A 22,542-nucleotide genomic window follows, 5' to 3' on the forward strand; every position below is an offset into this window, starting at 1 on the left:
AAAAGAAATAAATAGGGTGGAAGAATGCCCCTTATCTGAAAAAAAGAAACCTTAAATCCAAAAAATGCTTCCTCCTATTCACAGAGAGGTATTCCTTTAAATGACAATAGAAAATTGAACAGGTCAAAAAGAAAGATCTGCTTACAAAGAAAAAGTATAGTTTTTGCTTTATCTGATACAATGAAAAAAATATACCTTTTCCTTCCTGTATTGTATGCTTCGTTTGTATGGTCTCAAAAAAGAGATTCGACAACATTGATATCACAAGTTCAAATCGATGCTTATAAAAAACCGGCAAGCTTTCTTTCTTCCACAAAATCGGTTTCCGTCGTTTCTGAAAATATGCTCAGTCAGAATACGCCCGAAAGAATGCTGGAATCTATCAATCAGATAGCAGGCGCAAGAATGGAGGAACGCTCGCCGGGAAGTTATAGAATCTCTCTTCGGGGGAGTACTTTGAGATCCCCGTTCGGCGTCCGGAATGTAAAAGTTTATCTCGATGATTTTATTTTGTCCGATGCCTCAGGAAATACCTATTTCAACGTGATATCTCCCGAACTCATCGACAGAATAGAAATCTACAAAGGCCCGGAAAGCGGAGATTACGGAGTGGTTACGGGGGGTACTGTTCTTCTTAAAACTAAAGAATCGGAAAACCTTTCCGCCAATGTATCGATGGGAAGTTATGGAACTTTTAATCAGAGTTTTGATTGGTCAAAACAGAGGGGAAAACATTTTATAGAGGTTTTTCAGAATTATTATCAAACAGATTCTTACAGACAACAGTCTAAAGTACAGCGCAAGCAGGTGTTCATCAAAGATCATTTTCAGTATTCAGAAAAAGGCTTGCTCAAAGCGATGCTCATGTATACGGATCTGGAGTACCAGACTCCCGGTGGATTGACTTTGGAGCAAATGCAGATTGACAGAAAACAGGCAAGACCAGGAACTCCCGCGCTTCCCGGTGCTAAGGAGCAAAACGCAGGAATTCGCAATAAAATGGTTTTAGCCGGACTTTCAAACGAATATACATTTAACCACAACTTTTCCCATTTTATTTTAATTCAGGGGTCCTATGTTGATTTTGAAAACCCCTTCATTACCAATTTTGAGAATCGTTTTGAAAAGAATTTTGCACTACGGACACACCTGAATTATGAGAAAAACTGGAACAACATTTCATTAGCGTACAGATTCGGTTTCGAAGGCGGTATTAACGATATTTTAGTTAAAAACTATGATAATAATAAAGGATATGAAGGCAGCCCGCAAAATTTCGACCGGATCAAAAATACTTCAGGCTTCTATTTTCTCTCACAAAAATTCAATATTAATTCAAAACTCTTTACTGATATTTCGATCAGTCTCAATTCCAGTTCCTATCAGTGGGAACGGCTTTATCCGCAGTCAGAGAACAATAAAGTAGCATTTAAGAATCAATGGCTTCCGAATTTTGGACTCACCTACATGCTGGGAAAAGGCTTTTCAATACGAGGAAAGATAGGTAAGGGAAATTCGGCACCCACCAATGAAGAAATACGCTCCTCCACTCAGGAATTTAATGCCAACCTGAATCCTGAATTCGGTTGGAATAAAGAAGCCGGCATTAGAAAACAGTTCGGGAATTCTGTTTTTGTGGAAGGAAGTTATTTTGACTTCCGGATGAAAGATGCGATTGTTAGAAGGCAAAATGAAGCCGGACAGGAATACTTTGTCAATGCAGGAGAAACGATTCAGAAAGGACTGGAAGTTCTTCTTGAATCCAAAAACTTTGATTTGAAAAATGATTTTTTCACTAAGATCAAATTCCGGTTTTCAGGAGCATTTTACAGGTTTAAGTTTCAAAACTACCGGCAAAACGAAAAAGATTTTTCAGGAAATGATCTGACAGGAGTTCCAGGAACAACGCTCAACAGCTTAATGAATTTCACCTTTTTTAAAAACCTTTCCGTTGATTATTCCCATTTCTATACCTCAAAAATACCTTTAAATGATGCCAATTCCGTATGGTCTGATCCAGGCTTTATCGGAAATATTCAATTCCGGTTTCCGGTAAATCTTGATAAAACCACCTTGAATCTATATCTGCAGATTCAGAACCTTTATAATAATGACTATGTTTTAGGCTTTGATATCAATGCTTTTGGGAACCGGTATTATAATCCGGCCTCTAAAAGAAATTTTGTATTGGGTGTTAAAGCGCAATTTTAATCCGATAAGACTTCAATCGCATTGTGTGAGGTCTGATATTTGTATTGATATTAATTTTAAACATCACATCTCAAAAAAATATGAAAAATTATCTTTTACCAGCAGCAGTGCTGCTTATGGTCGGCTGCAAAGAAAAAAATAAGGCTGAAAAAGGGGCTGACGGTGCTGAAGTTCTCACACAGACCGATACCTTAAAATTGCCCCCGCCTGACGAAAAAAGTTCCAAAAACAAATTCAGTAACGTCATAGGATGGCCTAAAGACAAAGCTCCGACCGCTCCCGAAGGTTTTACCGTAACCCGTTTTGCTGAAAACATTAAAAGCCCCAGAAATATGATTCAGGGCGACAATGGAGACATTTTCGTGGTGCTTTCCAATTCAGAGCGTTCTGCCACAGAAAAAATAAAAAATGACGTGAGTGGAAAGAGTGGCGCTGAAGTTGATGGGAAATCCGCCAACAGAATCATCCTCTACAGGGATGCCAACAAAGATGGAGTGGCAGAATCCTCATCTGTATTTTTAGACAATTTGAACCAGCCTTATGGAATGCTCATTATCAAAGATCAGTTTTACGTAGCCAATACAGACGGTCTGTGGGTATATCCGTACAAAGCAGGAGAAACAAAATTAACAAAACCTGGAAAGAAGATCGTTAATCTGCCGGCAGGAGGCTACAATAACCACTGGACCAGGAATCTCATCACCAATAAAGATCAGTCTAAGATTTATATTACCGTAGGTTCCGGAAGTAATGTGGGCGAAAACGGAATGAAAAACGAAGTGAGAAGAGCGAATATTCTGGAAGTAAACCCTGACGGAAGCGGCGAAAAAATATATGCAGCAGGACTTAGAAATCCCGTGGGGATGAGCTGGAATCCCGTAACCGGAGAATTGTGGACCGTAGTGAATGAGAGAGATGAATTAGGAGATGAGCTGGTTCCCGACTATCTTACCAGTGTGAAACAAAATACATTTTACGGCTGGCCTTACGCCTATTTCGGGAAAAATGAAGATCCCAGAAGAAAGGGGGAAAAGCCTGATCTGGTAGCCAAGACTATTGTTCCGGATGTTCCTTTGGGAAGCCACACCGCTTCTTTAGGGTTAACATTTTATACCGGAGCTCAGTTTCCTGACAAATACAGAAATGGAGCCTTTATCGGGCAGCATGGTTCCTGGAACCGTTCGTCATTGGTGGGCTATCAGGTAGCATTTGTCCCTTTTAAGAACGGAAAAGCCTCTGGTTCTTATCAACCTTTCCTCACAGGTTTTATCGCCAATGAAGCGAAAGGCGATGTCTATGGGAGACCCGTTGGTGTTCTTCAGATTGCGGACGGTTCCTTATTGGTGGCAGATGACGTGAGTGGAATTGTATGGAGAGTTTCTTATCCTGAAAAATAACCTGAACAATAAAAGCAACTGACAACAGTTGCTTTATTTTTTTCAAACTTATATTGGTTAAAAGCTGAGTCAACAGTTAAAATAAAGATAAATAGAATCTTTCGATGGGCAATAAAAAACTGAAGTTTAGATTTTAAAATGGTCACAGTTTTGATGTAGAATCCAGAGTAGTAAATGATTTACCTTATTTTTTTATTTCATTCAGATAGCTGAAAAAACTTAAATAGTACGGTTTATTTTAATATTTACTCCCGTTTTTTGGCCCGTATAGCTTCGAAATAATTGAAGAATTTTTATCAAATGGTCTTTTAATGATCTCAATAACTACAAACGCTTTATTCAATGGTAATCTTCGTAAAAGCGGAAAAATAAGTAAAAAAAGAAATATAAAAATGGACAATAAAAATTTAATTCAAAAAAGTATTGATACCGTAAGAGTTTTGGCAGCCGATGCCGTACAAAAAGCAAATTCCGGACATCCCGGAACGCCCATGGCCTTAGCCCCGTTAGGTCATGTATTATGGTCGGAATTCATGCATTATAATCCTCAAAATCCAGAATGGGCAAACCGTGACAGATTTATTCTTTCCTGTGGTCATGCATGCATGTTGCAATATAGTTATCTGCACCTGACCGGTTATAAAATTACCCTTAAAGACCTTGAAAATTTCAGACAATTACACAGCATTACCGCAGGCCATCCCGAATATGGACTTACTCCCGGAATTGAAGTGACGACAGGTCCGCTGGGACAGGGATTTGCCAATGGAGTAGGAATGGCCATTGCCCAGCAATATATGGCAAAGCGCTATAACCAGCCGGATTTCAATATTTTCGATTATAAAATTTATGCAATTTGCAGTGACGGAGATCTTATGGAAGGCGTTTCAGCCGAAGCCGCATCACTGGCAGGTCATTTAGGGTTGGGAAATATGATTTATTTTTACGATAGCAATCATATTACGATAGAAGGCGATACTGATTTAGCTTTTGATGAAGATGTATCTAAGAGGTTTCAGGCTTACGGATGGCATGTGCAGGATCTGCCGGACATCAATGATCTGGAAGCTTTGTCCAGTGCGATAAAGAGCGCACAGCAAGAAACTGGCCGCCCATCGTTAATAAAAGTTCGCAGCCATATCGGCTACGGAAGTCCCAATAAACAGAATACTGCTGCTGCTCACGGTTCACCCTTAGGGAAAGATGAGGTTCGTTTGGTGAAAGAAAATTTCGGTTTTGATCCTGATAAGAGTTTTGTGATTCCTGATGAGGTTTCAGCCTTTTACCGTGAGGCAGGAAAAAAATCTTCTCAAAACGAAGATGAGTGGAATGAACTCTATAAAAATTATAAGAAGAGATATCCTGATCTTGCTAAAGAATATGAGTCTGTGACTTCAGGGAAATTACCAGAAGGCTGGCAAGAAAAACTTCCGGTATTTGAACCCGGTGAGGAAATAGCCACCCGCAAGGCTTCAGGGAAAACACTGAATGCTATTGCAGAATATTTACCACAGTTGATCGGCGGTTCAGCGGATTTATCTCCTTCCACGGATACGGTTCTGGACGCTTACCAATCCTTTTCAGCAAAAGACCGGGACGGACGTAATTTCCATTTTGGAATCCGCGAACACGCCATGGGAGCGGTTCTCAACGGAATGGCTCTCAGTAATTATTTAGTTCCGTATGGCGCAACATTTTTAATATTTTCAGATTATATGCGTCCACCGCTTAGGTTGGCTGCTATCATGAAAATACGTCAGATTATGGTTTTTACCCATGATAGTATTGCTCTTGGTGAAGACGGAACGACCCATCAGCCCGTAGAACAATTGATTGGATTACGAACAGTTCCCAATATGACCGTTATTCGACCGGCAGATGCCAACGAAACCGCACAGGCCTGGCGTGTCGCCATTGAACATAAAGATGGACCAGTCGCTATTGCATTAACCCGCCAGGGAATTCCGGTGATCGATCAAAACAAATATGCAAAAGCAAAAAATCTTGAGAAAGGAGCCTATATTCTTTCAGATTCAGAAGGAGAACCGGATATCATTCTCATGGCCACCGGATCAGAAGTTCATTTAATCCTTGAAGCACAGGCAGAATTAAAGAAAAGCAACATTAAGGCACGGGTGGTAAGCATGCCATGCTGGAATTTATTTGATCAGCAAACTGATGCTTATAAAGAACAGGTTTTACCAAAGAGAAATAGAAAAAGATTGGCAGTAGAAGCAGGCTCCTCTGTAGGCTGGATGAAATATACAACCGACGATGGTGATGTGATTGGAATCGATAAATTTGGAGAATCTGCACCCGCAGAAGAAGTAATGAAAGAATATGGATTCACCGTGGAAAATGTAGTGAAAAGAGCCAATGCTTTATTTTTAAAAAAGGGATAAGATTTTTCACGAACTTAGTATACATTCTATTCCGTTAAAAAATCATTTCTGAACTTACTAAAAAAAGAACAATGTCAATAATACTGAGAAAAATAGGTATTTGCGCGGATCACGGCGGGTTTGAACTCAAAGAAAGAATGAAATCTTTTTTAATTGAAAACCAATTTGAACCGGTAGACTACGGCGCAATGGAGCTCGATAATACAGATGATTTTCCTGATTATGTAATTCCACTTTCAAAAGCAGTAGCGGCCGGAGAAGTTTTCCGTGGTATTGCCATTTGTGGAAGTGGAGTCGGTGCCTGTGTGGCTGCCAATAAAGTCTCCGGCGTCAGAGCAGGTTTAATTACGGATCATTTCTCGGCGCACCAGGGGGTCGAAGATGATGATATGAATTTAATCTGTCTTGGTGGTCGGGTGACAGGCTATGCAAATGCGGAAGAGTTGGTTTTGGCGTTTCTCAATGCGCAATTTATAGGTGCGGAAAGACATCTTCGCCGTTTGAAAAAAATTCAGGATTTGGAAAGTAATAATCTGCGTAGACTTTAATAATGGATGTATGGAAATTGTAAACCCTTAAGAAACTTTAGGAGTTTAGGAACATTAAGAAGAGATCCAGGGAATTTTTTTAAGCTGTTCGCCTTAAAGCGAAACTCAAAATTAATATTCTGAAAATCTTAAAAACATCCTCATGGTAGAAATCTAGGATTTACTAAATAAGCTATCAGTAACGGTTCAGGGTAGTAATAATATAAAAAATAAACAATGACTGAGTTTAACGTATCGAAAATAAAAGTGATCTTTATGGATATTGGAGGGGTATTGCTTTCCAATGGCTGGGATTACAATTCGCGGGAAAAGGCTGCGGAAATTTTTAATTTTGATTTTAAAGAAATGAATATTCTGCACAATTTCATCTACAATGTTTTTGAAATAGGCAGCGTTTCATTCGATCAATATTTGAATACCGTTTTATTTCATAAACCCCGTGATTTTACGAAAGAGGAGTTTAAAGAATTTATTTTTTCCCAATCCACAGAATTACCATATATGCTAGAATGGCTGAAAAAATGGAAAAAACAAACCGACCTGCCCTTATTTGCCCTCAGTAATGAAAATGTAGATCTCAACGAATATCGGATTCAGACTTTTAAATTACATCAAGTGTTTGATGGCTTTTTCTCATCATGTTATGTTGGGGTGAGAAAACCGGATCCGCGAATTTTTAAAATGGCAATGGATATCGCTCAGGTTAAACCCGATGAATGCATTTATTTTGACGACAGACCCATGCTGGTGGATGCTGCTAAAAATTTGGGAATTAATAGTATCCTGCACGAAGACTTCGAAACGACTAAAACAATTCTCCAAAATTTTATAAGAAAATAATATGATGGAACACGAAAATAAAAATCAGAACGCATTCGGAATGATCGGTTTGGGGACCATGGGCTCCAACCTTTTACAGAATATTACCGACCACGGTTATCATTGTGCCGGATACGACAACAGTGTGGATAAAGTAAATGCCCTTAACCATTTAAACAATCAAAATATCCATGGATATTCAGATCTGAAGGAATTTACCGACAGTCTTAAAAGTCCGAAGACGGTGATGTTGCTGGTTCCTGCCGGTGAAATAGTGGACAGCGTTATTAAAGAATTGCTGGCTGTTTTGGATACGGGAGATATCATTATTGATGGCGGTAATTCGCATTATACGGATACCGAACGAAGATATAAAGAATTGGAAGATAAAGGACTGCATTTTGTAGGAATGGGTGTTTCCGGAGGTGAAGAAGGAGCACGGAGAGGTCCAAGCATGATGCCCGGCGGTGATAAGGAAGCCTACGAAATCATAAAACCTGTTCTTGAAAAAATTGCCGCACACGTCAATGGTGAACCTACCGTTGCGTTTATGGGAGATCGTTCCGCGGGTCATTTTGTAAAAATGGTACACAATGGAATTGAGTATGCGATCATGCAGCTCATCTCTGAGTCCTATGAAATCATGAAGAAAGGACTTCAAATGGACAACCACCAAATACATGAAGTCTATAAAAAATGGAATGATGGTCACTTAAAATCTTATCTGTTAGAAATTACCACTGATATTTTTAAGTACAAAAACGACGGAGAAGATCATCTTTTGCTGGATAGTATCAGAGATGAGGCGAAAGCCAAAGGAACAGGTAAATGGACTTCCCAAGCAGCCATGGATTTACATCTACCCACTCCAATTATTGACATTGCCGTTTCGATGCGTGATCTTTCCAGTTTAAAAGACCTGCGTGTGAAGGCTTCGAAAATATATCCGGATGTAACCGAAATGCACTATCAAGAAAATAAAAGTGACTACTTAGATAAACTGGAAGATGCTTTTTATTTTGCGATGGTTTCCGCTTACGCACAAGGAATGCATTTGCTTTACCAGGGAAATGAAGAATTTAAGTATCAGCTGAATTTAGATTTAATTGCAAAAATCTGGCGTGGAGGCTGCATCATCCGATCTGAATTTTTGGAAGATATTTATGCCGCTTTCAACAAGAATCCGAAACTGCAACATTTACTTTTGGATGAAAATGTTGCAGGAAGTCTTACTAAAAGCATTCCGGGCATTCGCACTGTCGTTTCTGATGCGGTGATTCACGGTATTTCTATACCAGCGTTTTCTGCTGCACTAAGTTATTTCGATGATTTCCGAAGTGAAAATATGCCGACCAACCTCATCCAGGCACAACGTGATTATTTCGGTTCACATACTTATGAACTCAAAGGGAAAGAAGGCGTTTTTCATACCGAGTGGATGGAAAACAGCAAAAATTAAAGTGTTTTTTAATCATCATTTTTATAAAAATTAAATAATGGCAAACCCATCAAATATAAAAGTAAATCCCACTGTTATCATTATTTTCGGGGGTAACGGAGATTTAACGAAACGAAAAATTATTCCGGCTTTATACAATCTTTTTCTTGAAAACCGGCTTCCTGAACAATTTGCTATAATCGGGACTTCGAGGACCGGTTTTACGGATCAAAAATATCGGGATTCTTTATTGGAAGGAATTAATGAATTTTCAAGGACAGGAAAGGCTAAAAAAGAAGCATGGGCTAAATTTTCTTCAAATATTTCTTATCAGGCATCGGATATTAAGGATGTTGCTTCTTACAATGAGTTTGATTCGAAAATCAGCACATTGAAAGAGGAGTGGAAACAAGACCCTTCAATACTGTATTACTGCGCGGTTTCGCCGGATTTATTTTGTACCATTGCAGAGAATATTTCAAAAAGTAAATTAGACAATCATAAGGAAACCACACGCATCATTATTGAGAAACCATTTGGCAGAGATCTCGAATCTGCAAAGGCTTTGAATACAAAATTGCTGACGATCTTTGATGAAAAACAAATTTATAGAATCGACCATTACTTAGGAAAAGAAGTCGTTCAGAATGTCATGGCTTTCCGTTTTGCCAATACGATTATGGAACCACTTTGGAACCGTACCCATATTGAGCATGTGCAGATTTCCGTTACCGAACAGATTGGGGTAGAAGACAGAGGCGGATATTTTGATCATTCCGGAATTTTGAGAGATATGATTCAAAATCATTTGCTGCAATTATTGTGCATCATCGCCATGGAACCGCCTGTCAACTTTGATGCAGACCTTGTGCGTGATCGAAAAGTGGATGTGCTGAAAGCGATACGAAAAATTGTACCGGGAACAATTGATACAATGGCGGTGAGAGGACAATATGGTCCGGGTTGGGTCGAAGGAAAAGAAGTTTCCGGATATCGTGAAGAAGTGGATGTAGCCCCGGACTCTAACACCGAAACCTACGCTGCGATGAAATTCAATATCGATAACTGGCGCTGGCAAGGGGTTCCTTTTTATCTGCGAACAGGCAAAAGACTTTTTAAATCAGCTTCACACATTATCATACAGTTTCGGGAAGTTCCCCATAATATGTTCAATAACGGAGAGCAAAATGTTCTAAAACAGAACCTATTGATCATCAGTATTCAACCCGATATGGCAATCAGGTTTCAACTCGAAAGCAAAATACCGGGTCTTGAAATGAATTTGAACACGGTGGATATGGTATTTGATTATTCAGCGAAAACAAAAATAGATGCTCCTGAGGCCTATGAAACCCTTTTGCTGGATGTTATTTCAGGAGATCAGACTTTATTTATGCGGGCAGATCAGGTAGAGGCAGCTTGGGAAGTGGTCATGCCGGTTCTTGACTATTGGAAAAAAAATACAATGAACAACTTTCCGAATTATCCCGCTAACTCGTGGGGTCCCGAAAATGCAGAAGCACTCATCGCAAAAGATGGCTTTCACTGGATCAATCTGCCGGACAAAAAATAAAAATATGGAGAGGCGGGTTAAATTGAAGTCAAGAATTAATACAACTGTTAAACCATTAAGAACATTGAAGAAGTTAACCTTCCATGAGAAAAATCAGATAGATTTTTAAATACATCTTAAAGCGGAGATAAACTTAATATTCTTCACTTCTTAATAAGATCTTAATGGTAAAAATTTAAAGGTGAAAAATGTTAAAATTTAAACAGGGTCCTAATTTTTGGATTCTTCCTTAACCAAGCTTTTTACAAAGTAAAATAATAAAATATTAAAAAATGTTTCCTACAATACATCCCACAGAAACCAATTAGCCGCCAATCTACTTCCACAACCGGATAATAATGATGAAATAGACTCCCACGATGCTTCTGCCAAAGGATTGATCAATGGGTTAAAAAGTGGCGGTATGAATCGTTGTTATCATTTCAAAATTCCCATTGCCGCATAATAGGCCGCTCCCATCAAAGCTGTTTTATCATTAAGCACGACTTTGATGGGAACGGTTTTTAGCAAATGTTCCATTCGTCCGACATTAATAAAATTTTTGTAAAATTCTTTCTTATCAATCAAACTGAGAATTTTCGGGGGAATTCCTCCGCCAATATAAATTCCGCTGGTCGCTTTAGCTTTTAAAGCAAGTTGGCTGGATTCTACAGCCAGGTATTTTAAGAACAGCTGCATGGTTTCAACACATACAGAATCTGTTTTTTCAATGGCTGCCGATGATATTACTTTGGAGGGGTTGTCACCTTTTAATTGTTCCGTAAGCCAGTCAGGTTCTTTTTCGTTCCTGTAATTTCGTAAGAATTCGTATATATTGTTGATGCCTTGCCCGGAAATCACTCTTTCCCAGCTTACATGGTTAAATTTCTTATTTAAAAATTTCCATAATTCCAGATCCAGTTCATTGCCTGGCGCAAAATTAGAATGTCCGCCCTCTGTGGCGTATGGATGGTAGCATGTGCCGTCCCAATACATGCCTGCTTCACCAAGACCTGTTCCCGGTGAAATAACGACCGCATTCCCTTCATTTTTTTCTCCTTTGGAAATCGTTTCAAAGTCGGAAGCTTTAAGGGCAGATAAGCCGTAAGCATTGGCCTCAAGATCGTTGATAAGCAATACCGTCTTTATATCCAAATCAACTTCTAATGTATGGGCGTCTATTTCCCATGCAAAGTTAACGCCCTGAACTTTATCACCATCTACCGTACCGGCAACGCCTAAACAAGCACAATCAATAACAGAATTTTTATCCTGGTGGAAATGGCGGATGGCTTTTACAAATGAATGATGATCTGTAGTGGCGTACCGTTCACTTTTGATGGAAACCAATTTGTTTTTTTTAATCTGGAAAAGCGCCAGTTCTGTTTTGGTTCCGCCTACATCTGCTGCTAAGACGATTCCTGATTCCGGTAATGTTTTTTGCCCGGAAGGATACGCCATTGATAAAGTAGTATGCGAAAGGTCAGGTAAGCTGATTTCTTGAAAATTCTTCATTGGGGTGGCATTGGTAATTAACAGGTTAATTTAGCTAGATTTTTTGACATTTAATTGTTTAAGCACGTTATAAAAAATATAATATTTTCGTCGTCAGCCTTTTTACATTCAAAATACTGCTGTTATTTTAGAATGTATTCGTATTTTTATTTATATATTTACAACGTAAACATTTTAATTTATGGCTTCCAAAGAAATTTTGAAACAACTGATCGATCATTTGTATGAATTTGATAGCCAATATCAGGGCAACGAAGATTACACGATGACTGATTTTCTGGGGTTTTTAAACGCAAGTCAGGGCAATCAGCTCCACAGCACACGGGAACTGGCAGGGGGTGAAGAAGAGTGGGTTCGCGATAATCAGGATCAGAATACTGAAATTGCAAGAATGCTGGTATTTATTCATCGGTATGCGGTAATCTATTTTAAAAAGGCACTAAAGGAAAGTACTATTAATACTTTAGATGAATTCTCATTTTTAATCGTCCTGATGACTTATCCTTTTCTCACGAAAACCGAACTGATTAATAAGCTGATTATGGAAAAAACTTCAGGGGTTGAAGTCATCAAACGGCTGCTAAAACAGGAACTGATTCGTGAATTTGACAATCCAAATGATAAACGAAGCGTCATGGTTGCTATTACTCCAAAAGGAAAACAGGAATTATCCGAATTGTTACCTAAAATGGGACTGGTGGGCAGTGTAGTGGTAGGTAATTTAAAGCCAACAGAGATTAGTTCTTTGTCATTCCTCTTACAAAAGCTCGACTATCATCACAATGATATTTTTATGAACTATAAAAGTCTGGGTCTGGAAGAGCTTTTCCAAAAAACAGAAGACCTGAAAAAAGGAGATAAAAGATTTGATAACAACAACTGAGAGCATATTACCAATTGAAAATTTAATAGATAAACAAAATGAATAGTAAAAGAAAAGTACTCATATCCGGTGCAAGCATCGCAGGGCCCACCTTAGGTTTCTGGCTGGCTAAGTATGGCTTTGAAGTAACGATTGTGGAACGTTCCCGGTCGCTGAGATTGGGCGGCCAGAATCTGGATGTCAGAGGAGCCGGTCGCGCTATCGTAAGAATGATGGGCATTGAGAAAGAAATATTAGCTGCTAATACAGGAGAGATCGGTTTACAATTCGTCAATCGCAATAACGAGGTTGAAGCTGAATTTCCGGCAGAAGGAGCGAACAGCTTTACCAGTGAGGCAGAAATATTAAGAGGAGATTTAGTGAATATCTTACATGAACACACTAAAAATGACGTCAAATATGTCTTTGGCAAATCCATTACATCAATCCATCAGAAGCCTGATAAAATTGAGGTTACATTGAATGATAAGGAAAGTGAATTGTTCGACCTTCTGATTGCCGCTGATGGAGTGAGATCTACAACGAGAACGTTAATTTTTGGCGACGAACCCGAATTAAAATTTGCAGGACTTTATAACGCCTGGTTTACGATACCCAGAATGGAAAGAGATACTCAGTGGGCACGCTGGTATACAGCACCGGGATCGCGGGTTATGCTTCTTCGGCCAGATAATCATGGTACCATTAGGGCTTCCTTCAGTTTTCTGTCAGATGATAAAAAGTATCCCAATCAATCTGATAGGGAACAAAAAAAAGTATTAAAAGATAAACTATTGGGTGCCGGATGGGAAGAAGATCGTTTAATGAAAGAAATTGATGATAACAATGAAGTGTATTTTGATGGCATCAGTCAGGTCAAAGCCCCACGATGGTTCGATGGCCGGGCTGGGATGATTGGTGACGCTGCTTATTGTCCGACTCCTTTAACGGGGATGGGTACTACACTCGCTATGGTAGGAGCCTACTTACTGGCCGGTGAACTTTCCCGCCGTGATCGTCATGAAGATGCATTTGCAGCATACGAAAAAAGGATGCGTCCATTCGTTGAAAAAGTTCAGAAGTTGCCACCGGGGGTTCCCTGGCTTGCGCATCCGAAATCAAAACTGGGGGTTAGTATAGTGAATACGGTAGCAGCTCTCTTAGCAAGTCGCCCGGTGAGGATGGTTGGTCAACTGTTCGGTAATAAAGAAAAAGATGTTACCAAAGATGAGATTGAACTTCCTGTATTTGACTAGAGTATATTGATAGAAGAGATAAAGAATAAAAATCTCCAAAGCCGTGAGACTTCGGAGAGTAGGGGGCTATCGAAATGTAGTATCCTAGATTAATGAGACTTCTAAAATATTCACTCTAAGCATTTATTTTTTTGGCTTCAGGGAAAAATTGTCCACGTAAACTGCCTGATGTACTCCATTCAGCAAAACTTTCAGACCCAAACTTGAATCTTTTTTTAAAGAGATCTCAAATGTTTTTTTACCTCCCGTTATTTTTGAGGGATTAGCTATTGAAACAAACGATTTTGAATCGGATGGGTTGTTGATGGAGAACAATTCAAGAGTCGTTTCTCCTCCGTTGTCTGAAATATCAAGAGAAAGAGTGTAGGTTCCCGCTTTAATTTTTGGAGTCACCAAATACATATTTTCTCCCGGGCTGCTCATCGAATAAAATATAATTCTTTTATCACTGGCGTACAGCATGGCTTTTCCTTGTTGTGCAGTCCAGCATTTGTTGATATCCTTCCAGGTATCAAAATTTTCTGTCATTGCAGATACAGTGGTACACTGTGCATTGGCCGTCAGAAGTCCTCCTAAAGTCAAAATTACTGCAAGTAAGATTTTTCTCATAAATCATCTATATATTGTGAGGTAAAAATAGTTAAAAAAGCTTGTATAGGAAAGGTATTGTTTATTATTCCTGGACAATAGTAGTGCAGGATAGAAGAGGAATGGCGGGTCAGTATATCTTCTGACTATCGTTTAAATATAAAGTAGGGGCTTTACCGAATTTTTTCTTGAACGAATGGGAGAAGTGAGACAAGCTCTCAAACCCTAAATCTAAATAGATTGCTAAGGGTTTCTGATGCTTTGTTTCTATAAGGTATTTTGCGGTGTTCAATCGTTTGTCCTGCAACCATTGGCGTGGCGGTGTACCAAAAATTTTCTGAAAATCCCGCTTAAAACCTGCAAGGCTGCGCCCTGTAAGCTGTGCGAATCTTTCAGTGGTAATATTGAAATGAAAGTTACTCATCATAAACTTTTCCAGATCTATTTTATACGGTTCCGAAAAGTCAAACAAAAAATTACGCAGCACCGGCAGAGCATGCAGCAGTAATTTAATTCCTTCTTTCACTTTCAGGATACCCATTTCGTCCGTCATGTTCGATCCAGAGCTGCGGGCATAGGGAATAATAGACTGAAAGTACCCTTGCAGAAATTCATTGGATGGGATTAAGATATTGGGAGGACCGATATATTTTTGGTCTGCTTCCAGCTTTTCTTCCAACACTATTTTTCGCAGCAAGTCTTCCTGCAGGGATATTACAATGGTTTCATAATTTCCGCCAGGCAGTGGTGTTTTGGTAAGAGTACCCAGCTGATTTCTTCCGATCAGCAGCAATTCTCCTGCGCTCATTGAAATCGTCTGCCCCGAGGTTTCTAAGATCAATTGTCCTGAAACCTGTAATACTAAGGTAGGGTGATTCCAAAAACAAACTTTCTCTTTCCGCTCAGCGGAGAGGTAAGAATAAAAAATAACTCCCGGAAGGATTTCTGCTGGACTCTTCATTTAACGTTGTAAATATGTACTGCCTTTAATGGCCCCTATTGCAAAGGTAGTGTTTAAGATATTCATTTCTTCGTGTGTCAATACAATATCCATCGCTGCTATATTTTCCGGCAAACGGGATCTGCGGCTCATGCTTACTAAAGGCATAATATCATCACCCTGTTCTTTTACCCAGGCAATTGCAACCTGTGTTGGCGTAAGATCTTTACTATGGGCCAACGCCTTTAAAACCTCCACTTTTTCTAAATTACTGATTAAATTTTCACCTTGAAAACGGGAGAAATGGTTGCGGTAATCGTTATCTGTAAGCGGAGCTTTTAGTTCACCCGTCAGCAAGCCTTCCGCAGTATTTGCAAAGGCAACTATCCCAATACCTAATTCTTTTGCGGTGGGTAAAAGTTCACGCTCTATCTGACGGTCGGCCAGAGAATAGCCAATTTCAAGGGCACTTATTGGGTGAATGCTGTTGGCTTTCCGCAATTGGTCAGCCGAAATCTCTGATACCCCAATGTGTCGAACTTTACCTTCCTTTACAAGATCGGCAACCGTTCCGATGATGTCTTCCACCGGTACGCTGTTATCCATTCTGCTGGGTTGGTACAGATCAATGGTTTCCATCCCCAAACGGGTCAGAGAATAGTTGATGAAATTCTTAATTGAAGTAGGGCGAAGATCCATTCCCAACCATTGACCGTTATGAAAGATCGCACCAAACTTTACGCTGATAAAAGCATCATCACGCCTTCCTTTAAGAGCTTTTCCTATCAGCATCTCATTATGACCTGCGCCATAAAAATCTCCGGTATTCAGAAAATTAATCCCGTGATCCAGCGCTTCATGGATGGTAGCTATACTTTCTGCTTCATCAGGAGCGGAACCTCCCCAAATAGGAGACATTCTCATACAGCCTAAACCAAGTTTTGATACAAGTGGACCATTTTGTCCCAACTGAATTTTTGTAATGTTTTTCATACCATAAAATTAAATGTTTAAAGAAAATAAAAGTTGCGTGTACGGCTCAAAAAATTTGTTTGTACGGCTCACGATGGATCCCATCATAAACAATTGATTCATTAGAAATTTTTAATCTCTATTTTTGTAAGGAGTAATTAACACATTGTATTTATAAACTCTCTTTTTTACCCCATTGAAAAATCAGCACCATACAATTCAACAATTTGAACTTTCGCCTAAAGCAAAAGCAGGAGTTATAATAGTCAATATGGAAGATCAGGAAGTTGGTGAGCATGAAATTTCCAAGCCTCATCGTGACAATCACTGTCAGTTAATGTTGGCCTTACATGGTGACTTCAAGTTGAATATTGATTTTAAAGAGGTTAAATTTAAGGGATCCGCATTACTCTGTGTATTCCCTGAACAGGTACATCATATGGTAGAGGCAAAAGATCCAAAAGGATGGATGATCAGCTTTGACCCTTCACTGGTTAATCAGGAAGTGATGCAGCTTTTAGAAAACAAAATCACCAATCCATTTTTACCTGCACAAGAAACTGCCTTTTTTCAGCATCTTACTCTATTGATGGATATAATGGAGAAGATACAGTTGCAAAATACGAATACCTATATTCAAAAAAGTATTCATGGCCTGTTGAATAGTCTCTTAAGTCTCATTGCAGCAGAACTTATTGCTAATTTACCTGGTAAAAAAGAGAAAGAAAATAGAAGTATTATCATTAAGGAACAATTTCTAAAGCTTACCAAAGAATATTTCAAAACCTGGAAACAGCCGGCTCAATATGCTGCAGCCCTCTCTATTTCGACGGCTCATTTGAACGATACCGTAAAATTATTAACAGGAAGCCCGGTGTCTGCTCATATCCAGGAAATATCAATAATGGAAGCTAAAAGATTGCTGTATTTTACAGATCATACTGTGAAGGAGATTGCTTACGAAGTTGGCTATGAAGAACCTGTTTATTTCGGAAAACTTTTTAAAAAAATAACTCATCTCACGCCTCTGGAATTTCGGAAAAAATTCCGTGATCAGGACTATTCTTCCCTTCATTGAAACTATTATTAAGGACCATCCTCTTCTTAGTTTTGCATAGTAATTAATACACTATATCCTATGCAAAACGAAATCAATATCCCGGTCATACTCGATGCAGTACGAAAAGCGGGAAACGTCTTTTTAAGAGATTATAAACAAAATTCCATTCCGAAAACCAGGGATGAGCTTCTACAACAATTAGAAGATATTGATACGTGGTGTCTCCATTCTTTACAACAAGATCTGTTGCTTGAATTTCCAGCTATACCGTGGCATATTGGTGATGAATTCGATACAGATGCACAAAGAACTCCTGCTGAAAATGCTGAATACTGGCTTTGTGATGCCATGGATGGCGCGATACAATATCTTCAGCATATTCCGGGATGGACTATCAATTTAGTTCTTGTCCGTGATGGAAAACCTTTATTTTCTGTTATCTACGATCCCTTAGCCAATGAAATGTTTTGGGCAAAAGACGGAGAAGGTGCTTTTATGAATGGTAAAGCACTTACAATTAGTGATAAAACTGATTTGGGAATTATGCTGGCAGTTTTTGAGTATGGACATCAGGATAAATCAAATACTGGTTTAAATGAAAAAATGGGTGATACCGTTACAAAATTACTCGATAATTTTGGAATTGTAAGAAACTACGGACCTCACGGACTGCAACTAGCCTATGTGGGGGCAGGAAGAATCGATTTATTCGTTCAGGAAGATATGGATACTTTTAACTGGATCGCAGGATTACTGATTGCCAGGGAATCTGGTGCAGAAATACTGACCACAGATGGAGACTTATGGAAGTGGGGAAGCGAAAGTTTGTTGGTGGCACAAAAAAGGATTAGCGAGAAATACCTTCAAATTAAATCTGCAAAATAAAATGAAGATCGCAATTATAGGAGCCGGAGCCGGAATCGGATTACAGGCTGTAAAGCAAGCGCTTAAAAAAGGACATTCTGTTACTGCATTATCTACCAATACAGATCAGCTTCCGGATCATCCTCAAATGATTAAAATAAAGGGAAATGCAACATCATTTGCTGACTTAAAAAATGCCATCCAAGGTTCTGATGCTGTATTGATCACTGTTGGAACAAAAAATAAAAAAGCAACCACTCTTTTTTCTGACATCGCCAAAACATTGATAGAAGTAGGCAATGACTTAGATTTCTCTTCCCCGGTTCTGACCATTACAGGTTTTGGGGCAGGAGAGAGCAAAGGGTATTTAAGTTTTTTTATGCGAACAGTCATTTCATTATTCCTGAAAGAGCAGTACATCAATAAAACAATAATGGAAGAATTAATCACCGGAAGTACTTTAAAATGGGAAATAATAAGACCCGGAATGCTTACGGACGGGAGTCAGACTTCTTCTTATAAAGCAATATCCGGCCTTCAAAAAGGAATGAAAGTGGGGAAGGTGTCAAGAACAGAGGTTGCCCGCTTTTTGATTGATGAAGCCGAAAATCAAACAATGCTGTATCAATATGTAGCATTAACCAATTAAGTCTGAAAAACCAGTAATAGCGCAACTTCTGTTGCTGGTTTTAAGGTTTTCAGAAATTGAATCGATTTGCGGTAATTTTTTGGAACTCACTTTAATAAACTAAATTTAATACGTTTACAATCACGAGACCTGCATATTTTCCCGTTTACAATTATCCCTGTAAACACGTAAACTTAACCCTCTATGTCGTTTGAAAAATTTATTGATGTGGCTTTCATCGGCAAATCCAAATTCATCGGCTATTTCGTGAATTCTTTTATCGCTGAAACGTAACCGGTGTTCTATCAACCGAATACGGTATGAAGATATATATTGTTGTATTGATTCATGGCATTGCTTTCTGAAATAACTGCCCAGGTAAGTGCCAGACAATCCAAATTTCTCCGCAATGACACCTATTTTCAGCAGTTCAGGCTGACGAATATTTCCCTGGATGTAGTCAATGATCTGTAGTATCCGGGTATCGGCATTGGGAGAAATAGATTCAGGCTTAATCACCGATATATTTCGGGCAGCAATGACAATAATGGCATTAACTAAATGACGCATGAGATCTTCGCTGTAGATAGAGGTCAATTCTGCGGTGTGCTGTAAATTTTGCATTAAATTGGCTACCATTATCTTATCCGCTTCAATAGTTAAAATAGAACCTGAAAAATGGGAAGCATAGTACAAAAGACATTCAATATGGTCTATACTTTCCCAATGATAACTTTTTACATAAGACGGCGCAAAGCGGACGACCATAAATTCACAGACCCTATCCAAATCAAAGGAATGGTAATCATTGGGCGTGATCAAAAAAAGATCTCCTGCTTTGAAAGGAAGTAGATTACCATTGATTCCATGATTTCCTTTGCCTGATAATACATAAACAAATTCAAAAAAATTGAATTGCCGATCCCGTAACGGGCAGCAGTCTATCTTTTCATAATAAACCTCTAATGAATGATGAATATTTTCCTTAGCCATAACGCAAAGGTACCCAAATAGGCTTTAAATGTACCTGTATTTTGCTTATAATTCAGTCTATTTTTGTTGAAACTCTATTGTATACAAAATAATTAAGGATGAAAAGGATAATTAAAAACATAGATGCAGAACTTTGGGAAGCCATCTCGAATAGTGCCTTTAATCAGATAGATTATGAAAGCCTGCTGGTAAATAATCCTGCGAAAATCAGGGAAGAAGAAATGAATATAATCGTAAAAGAAGGACCGCTTGCTATTCCAAAACAGTTGGATGTTGAGAATATTCATATTCCATCTTCAGACAAATTCAGAAAGATCAGATTGAGACTATATAAAGCTAAAGGAAAACAGAATTTACCTGTATTATTATATTTTCATGGAGGTGCATTTATATATGGTACTCCCGAACAATATGATTTTCTGTTCTTTCGGTTAGCTTTAGATATTGATATGATGATTGTGTCTGTCGATTACCGACTGGCTCCCGAGCATCCATTTCCGGCAGGCATGCAAGATGGATTTGATGCATTGCTTTGGTTATCTCAACATGCTGAACAAATAGAGGGAAACAAAGACAATATCCTTATTGGTGGAAGCAGTGCCGGAGCAACAATGGCCGCATCCGTTACCCAACTGGCAAGAGATACAAAGAAAGCCGAAATTAAGCATCAGTATTTGCTATACCCTCCAATGAGTCATCTTCTACAAACACCATCTATGAATGAATTGGCCCATGCACCCATGCAAACCCAAAAGGCTGCAGCGTTGATGTGGAAACATTATTTACAACATACAATAATTCAGCCTCCAAAATATGCCGTTCCGCTATTGGTTGAAAATTTCCATAACCTGCCCAATGCAACGATCATTGTTTGCGAAATAGATCCGCTAAAAGATGAGGCAAAAATATATGCCCGGGAATTAGAGAAAGCAGGAATTTTAGTTAATCTATGTGAAATAAAAGGAGCGGTACACGCTTTTGATTTTTTCTCATGCTCATTATCCAATCATTTTTATACAAAACAAATTGAATTATTCAATCAAATTTTAAATCCTGAACAATGAAAAAAATAGTAGTGATTAATGGACATCCGAATAAAGAAAGTTTTAACAGTGTTATTGCAGATTCCTATATTCAATCTGCATTGGAAGCGGGCTCCGAAGTGCGATATATTGCCGTTGGAGAGCTGGATTTTAATCCCAATCTACAGTTTGGTTATCGAAAGAGGATGGAGCTGGAGCCAGATTTACTAAAAGCACTGGCAGATCTTCAATGGAGCGATCATCAAGTATGGATCCATCCTTTGTGGTGGCTTGGTATGCCGGCAATAATGAAAGGCTTTTTTGACAGGGCATTTCTTCCGGGCATCACTTTTAAAACCAATAAAACAGGGTCTGCGGAGGGATTGTTGAAAGGCAGAACAGGAAGAATCATTACTACAGCAGGCGATTTATCTGTAGATAGCTATAAGGAAATCTATGCATCAAGTGGGCTTATACAATTAAAAAAAGGAATCTTGGAATATTGCGGAATAGCTTCTATCCAGGATCATTTTATCGGGCCTCTTTACGACCTCAGTGAACATGATAGAGGAGAATGGATCGTCCAAATAAAAGACTTTGCCAGATGGGACTCGCTGTAGAGAACATATTTTGCCTATAGCGTAGATGTATTGTGGTATTCTGACTGGGCGACCGCGAAATTTTAAATACAAATGCTTACACTAAAAAGAAAGCTCATCATACTGTAGGTTAATTTAATTATTTTTATTATATTAAATATTACTTATTAGCAAAAAAAAATTTAGGATATGATTTTTGAACATCTCAAACTCAATATTGATGTTAAAGACAGTACTTTTAATGAACTTTATCCAAATCATATAAGAGAATTGGCCAGCCAGCACTGGACCCCTGTAGATGTTGCGAAAATGGCGGCTGATTATCTCGCTGAAAAGCCTGATAGTAAAATATTGGATATCGGGGCCGGGGCCGGAAAATTTTGTCTGATTGGCGCCGCTTCTACAAAAGGAATGTTTTTTGGAGTCGAGCAGAGAGCTTCTCTTACCAAAATATCAAAAAAAATAGCTGACCGGTATAAAATTACCAATGTAGAATTTATACACTCCAATATCAATGAAATTTCTTTTTGTGAGTATGATGCCTTCTACTTTTTTAATTCTTTTTATGAAAATGTAGACACCTCCGGCTCAATTGACGATAAGATCATGCCGGATAAAGATTTATATTATTCTTATTCACAATACGTCAAAGAACAACTGGATACAACTCCTGTGGGAACACTGTTGGTTACCTATTGGAGCAAATGGGATGAAATTCCGGGTAGTTTTGATTTAACGGGGACTGCGTTTAATGGATTATTGAACTTTTGGAAGAAAGTTGTATAAACAAGAATCATGGAGGGGCAGGGATCCGGGACTTTTTCAAAATCTTTATCCCATTTTTTTTGAATACAATCTCATAACACCTAATTTTGT

At 38.7% G+C, this 22,542-nt stretch carries 20 protein-coding genes; 15 read left to right on the forward strand and 5 right to left on the reverse strand.

What is annotated here, in order from left to right:
- The first annotated feature begins 180 nt into the window (after positions 1-180).
- From BW964_RS00085 to zwf, 7 genes are all read left to right on the forward strand, one after another.
- Positions 181-2,211: a TonB-dependent receptor gene (locus BW964_RS00085; protein WP_076503756.1), complete on the forward strand. Its 2,031-nt coding sequence runs from the start codon at positions 181-183 to the stop codon at positions 2,209-2,211.
- Between the two features lie 80 nt (positions 2,212-2,291).
- Positions 2,292-3,608 carry a PQQ-dependent sugar dehydrogenase gene (locus BW964_RS00090; RefSeq protein ID WP_076503758.1) on the forward strand — a complete coding sequence of 439 codons (1,317 nt, stop codon included), beginning with the start codon at positions 2,292-2,294 and terminating at the stop codon, positions 3,606-3,608.
- A 392-nt stretch (positions 3,609-4,000) separates the two neighbouring features.
- Positions 4,001-6,010: a transketolase gene (gene tkt / locus BW964_RS00095; protein WP_076505340.1), complete on the forward strand. Its 2,010-nt coding sequence runs from the start codon at positions 4,001-4,003 to the stop codon at positions 6,008-6,010.
- Positions 6,011-6,081: 71 nt separating this feature from the next.
- Positions 6,082-6,558 (forward strand): RpiB/LacA/LacB family sugar-phosphate isomerase, encoded by a 477-nt coding sequence (locus tag BW964_RS00100; protein WP_076503760.1) that lies wholly within the window; start codon positions 6,082-6,084, stop codon positions 6,556-6,558.
- A gap of 216 nt (positions 6,559-6,774) precedes the next feature.
- The gene (locus BW964_RS00105; protein ID WP_076503762.1) at positions 6,775-7,398 is read left to right on the forward strand and encodes an HAD family hydrolase; all 624 of its coding nucleotides are present in this window, start codon (positions 6,775-6,777) and stop codon (positions 7,396-7,398) included.
- 1 nt (position 7,399) lies between these two features.
- Entirely contained in the window at positions 7,400-8,836 is a 1,437-nt protein-coding gene (gene gndA / locus BW964_RS00110; RefSeq protein WP_317044316.1) for an NADP-dependent phosphogluconate dehydrogenase, read from the forward strand.
- Between the two features lie 37 nt (positions 8,837-8,873).
- Positions 8,874-10,388: a glucose-6-phosphate dehydrogenase gene (gene zwf, locus BW964_RS00115; protein WP_076503764.1), complete on the forward strand. Its 1,515-nt coding sequence runs from the start codon at positions 8,874-8,876 to the stop codon at positions 10,386-10,388.
- 417 nt (positions 10,389-10,805) lie between these two features.
- Here the strand turns inward: zwf and glk are convergent, their stop codons facing one another.
- The gene (gene glk / locus BW964_RS00120) at positions 10,806-11,882 is read right to left on the reverse strand and encodes a glucokinase (protein ID WP_084175488.1); all 1,077 of its coding nucleotides are present in this window, start codon (positions 11,880-11,882) and stop codon (positions 10,806-10,808) included.
- Positions 11,883-12,063: 181 nt separating this feature from the next.
- On the opposite strand from glk, the gene BW964_RS00125 reads away from it, so the two are divergent.
- Complete coding sequence (locus BW964_RS00125; protein ID WP_076503766.1) at positions 12,064-12,765, forward strand: MarR family winged helix-turn-helix transcriptional regulator; 702 nt, start codon at positions 12,064-12,066, stop codon at positions 12,763-12,765.
- 38 nt (positions 12,766-12,803) lie between these two features.
- On the forward strand, positions 12,804-14,000 hold the full coding sequence (locus BW964_RS00130) for an FAD-dependent monooxygenase (protein WP_076503767.1): 1,197 nt from the start codon (positions 12,804-12,806) through the stop codon (positions 13,998-14,000).
- A gap of 123 nt (positions 14,001-14,123) precedes the next feature.
- On the opposite strand, the gene BW964_RS00135 is transcribed toward BW964_RS00130, so the two are convergent.
- From BW964_RS00135 to BW964_RS00145, 3 genes are all read right to left on the reverse strand, one after another.
- On the reverse strand, positions 14,124-14,609 hold the full coding sequence (locus tag BW964_RS00135; RefSeq protein WP_076503769.1) for a hypothetical protein: 486 nt from the start codon (positions 14,607-14,609) through the stop codon (positions 14,124-14,126).
- A 109-nt stretch (positions 14,610-14,718) separates the two neighbouring features.
- A complete protein-coding gene (locus tag BW964_RS00140) occupies positions 14,719-15,549 on the reverse strand; it encodes a helix-turn-helix domain-containing protein (protein ID WP_076503770.1) in 831 nt (276 codons plus the stop codon).
- Entirely contained in the window at positions 15,550-16,521 is a 972-nt protein-coding gene (locus BW964_RS00145) for an aldo/keto reductase (RefSeq protein ID WP_076503772.1), read from the reverse strand.
- 250 nt (positions 16,522-16,771) lie between these two features.
- Between BW964_RS00145 and BW964_RS00150 the strand changes: the two genes are divergently transcribed.
- Genes BW964_RS00150 through BW964_RS00160 form a run of 3 tightly spaced genes read left to right on the forward strand, consistent with a single transcriptional unit; the run spans position 16,772 to position 19,073 of the window.
- On the forward strand, positions 16,772-17,578 hold the full coding sequence (locus BW964_RS00150; protein WP_123911979.1) for a helix-turn-helix domain-containing protein: 807 nt from the start codon (positions 16,772-16,774) through the stop codon (positions 17,576-17,578).
- Positions 17,579-17,638: 60 nt separating this feature from the next.
- On the forward strand, positions 17,639-18,445 hold the full coding sequence (locus tag BW964_RS00155; RefSeq protein WP_076503775.1) for an inositol monophosphatase family protein: 807 nt from the start codon (positions 17,639-17,641) through the stop codon (positions 18,443-18,445).
- A 1-nt stretch (position 18,446) separates the two neighbouring features.
- Positions 18,447-19,073 carry an NAD(P)-dependent oxidoreductase gene (locus BW964_RS00160; protein WP_076503777.1) on the forward strand — a complete coding sequence of 209 codons (627 nt, stop codon included), beginning with the start codon at positions 18,447-18,449 and terminating at the stop codon, positions 19,071-19,073.
- A 120-nt stretch (positions 19,074-19,193) separates the two neighbouring features.
- Here the strand turns inward: BW964_RS00160 and BW964_RS00165 are convergent, their stop codons facing one another.
- The gene (locus BW964_RS00165) at positions 19,194-20,045 is read right to left on the reverse strand and encodes a helix-turn-helix domain-containing protein (protein ID WP_076503778.1); all 852 of its coding nucleotides are present in this window, start codon (positions 20,043-20,045) and stop codon (positions 19,194-19,196) included.
- Between the two features lie 98 nt (positions 20,046-20,143).
- Between BW964_RS00165 and BW964_RS00170 the strand changes: the two genes are divergently transcribed.
- The 3 genes from BW964_RS00170 to BW964_RS00180 all read left to right on the forward strand — a co-directional run bounded on the left by BW964_RS00170 (position 20,144) and on the right by BW964_RS00180 (position 22,452).
- Positions 20,144-21,109: an alpha/beta hydrolase gene (locus BW964_RS00170; protein ID WP_076503780.1), complete on the forward strand. Its 966-nt coding sequence runs from the start codon at positions 20,144-20,146 to the stop codon at positions 21,107-21,109.
- Positions 21,106-21,687 carry an NAD(P)H-dependent oxidoreductase gene (locus BW964_RS00175; protein WP_076503784.1) on the forward strand — a complete coding sequence of 194 codons (582 nt, stop codon included), beginning with the start codon at positions 21,106-21,108 and terminating at the stop codon, positions 21,685-21,687. The genes BW964_RS00170 and BW964_RS00175 overlap by 4 nt, the downstream gene beginning before the upstream one ends.
- 168 nt (positions 21,688-21,855) lie before the next feature.
- The gene (locus BW964_RS00180; protein ID WP_076503785.1) at positions 21,856-22,452 is read left to right on the forward strand and encodes a methyltransferase domain-containing protein; all 597 of its coding nucleotides are present in this window, start codon (positions 21,856-21,858) and stop codon (positions 22,450-22,452) included.
- Positions 22,453-22,542 lie beyond the last annotated feature (90 nt).

The organism is Chryseobacterium shigense, from assembly GCF_900156575.1.
In the GTDB taxonomy this organism is placed as follows: Bacteria; Bacteroidota; Bacteroidia; order Flavobacteriales; family Weeksellaceae; genus Chryseobacterium; species Chryseobacterium shigense.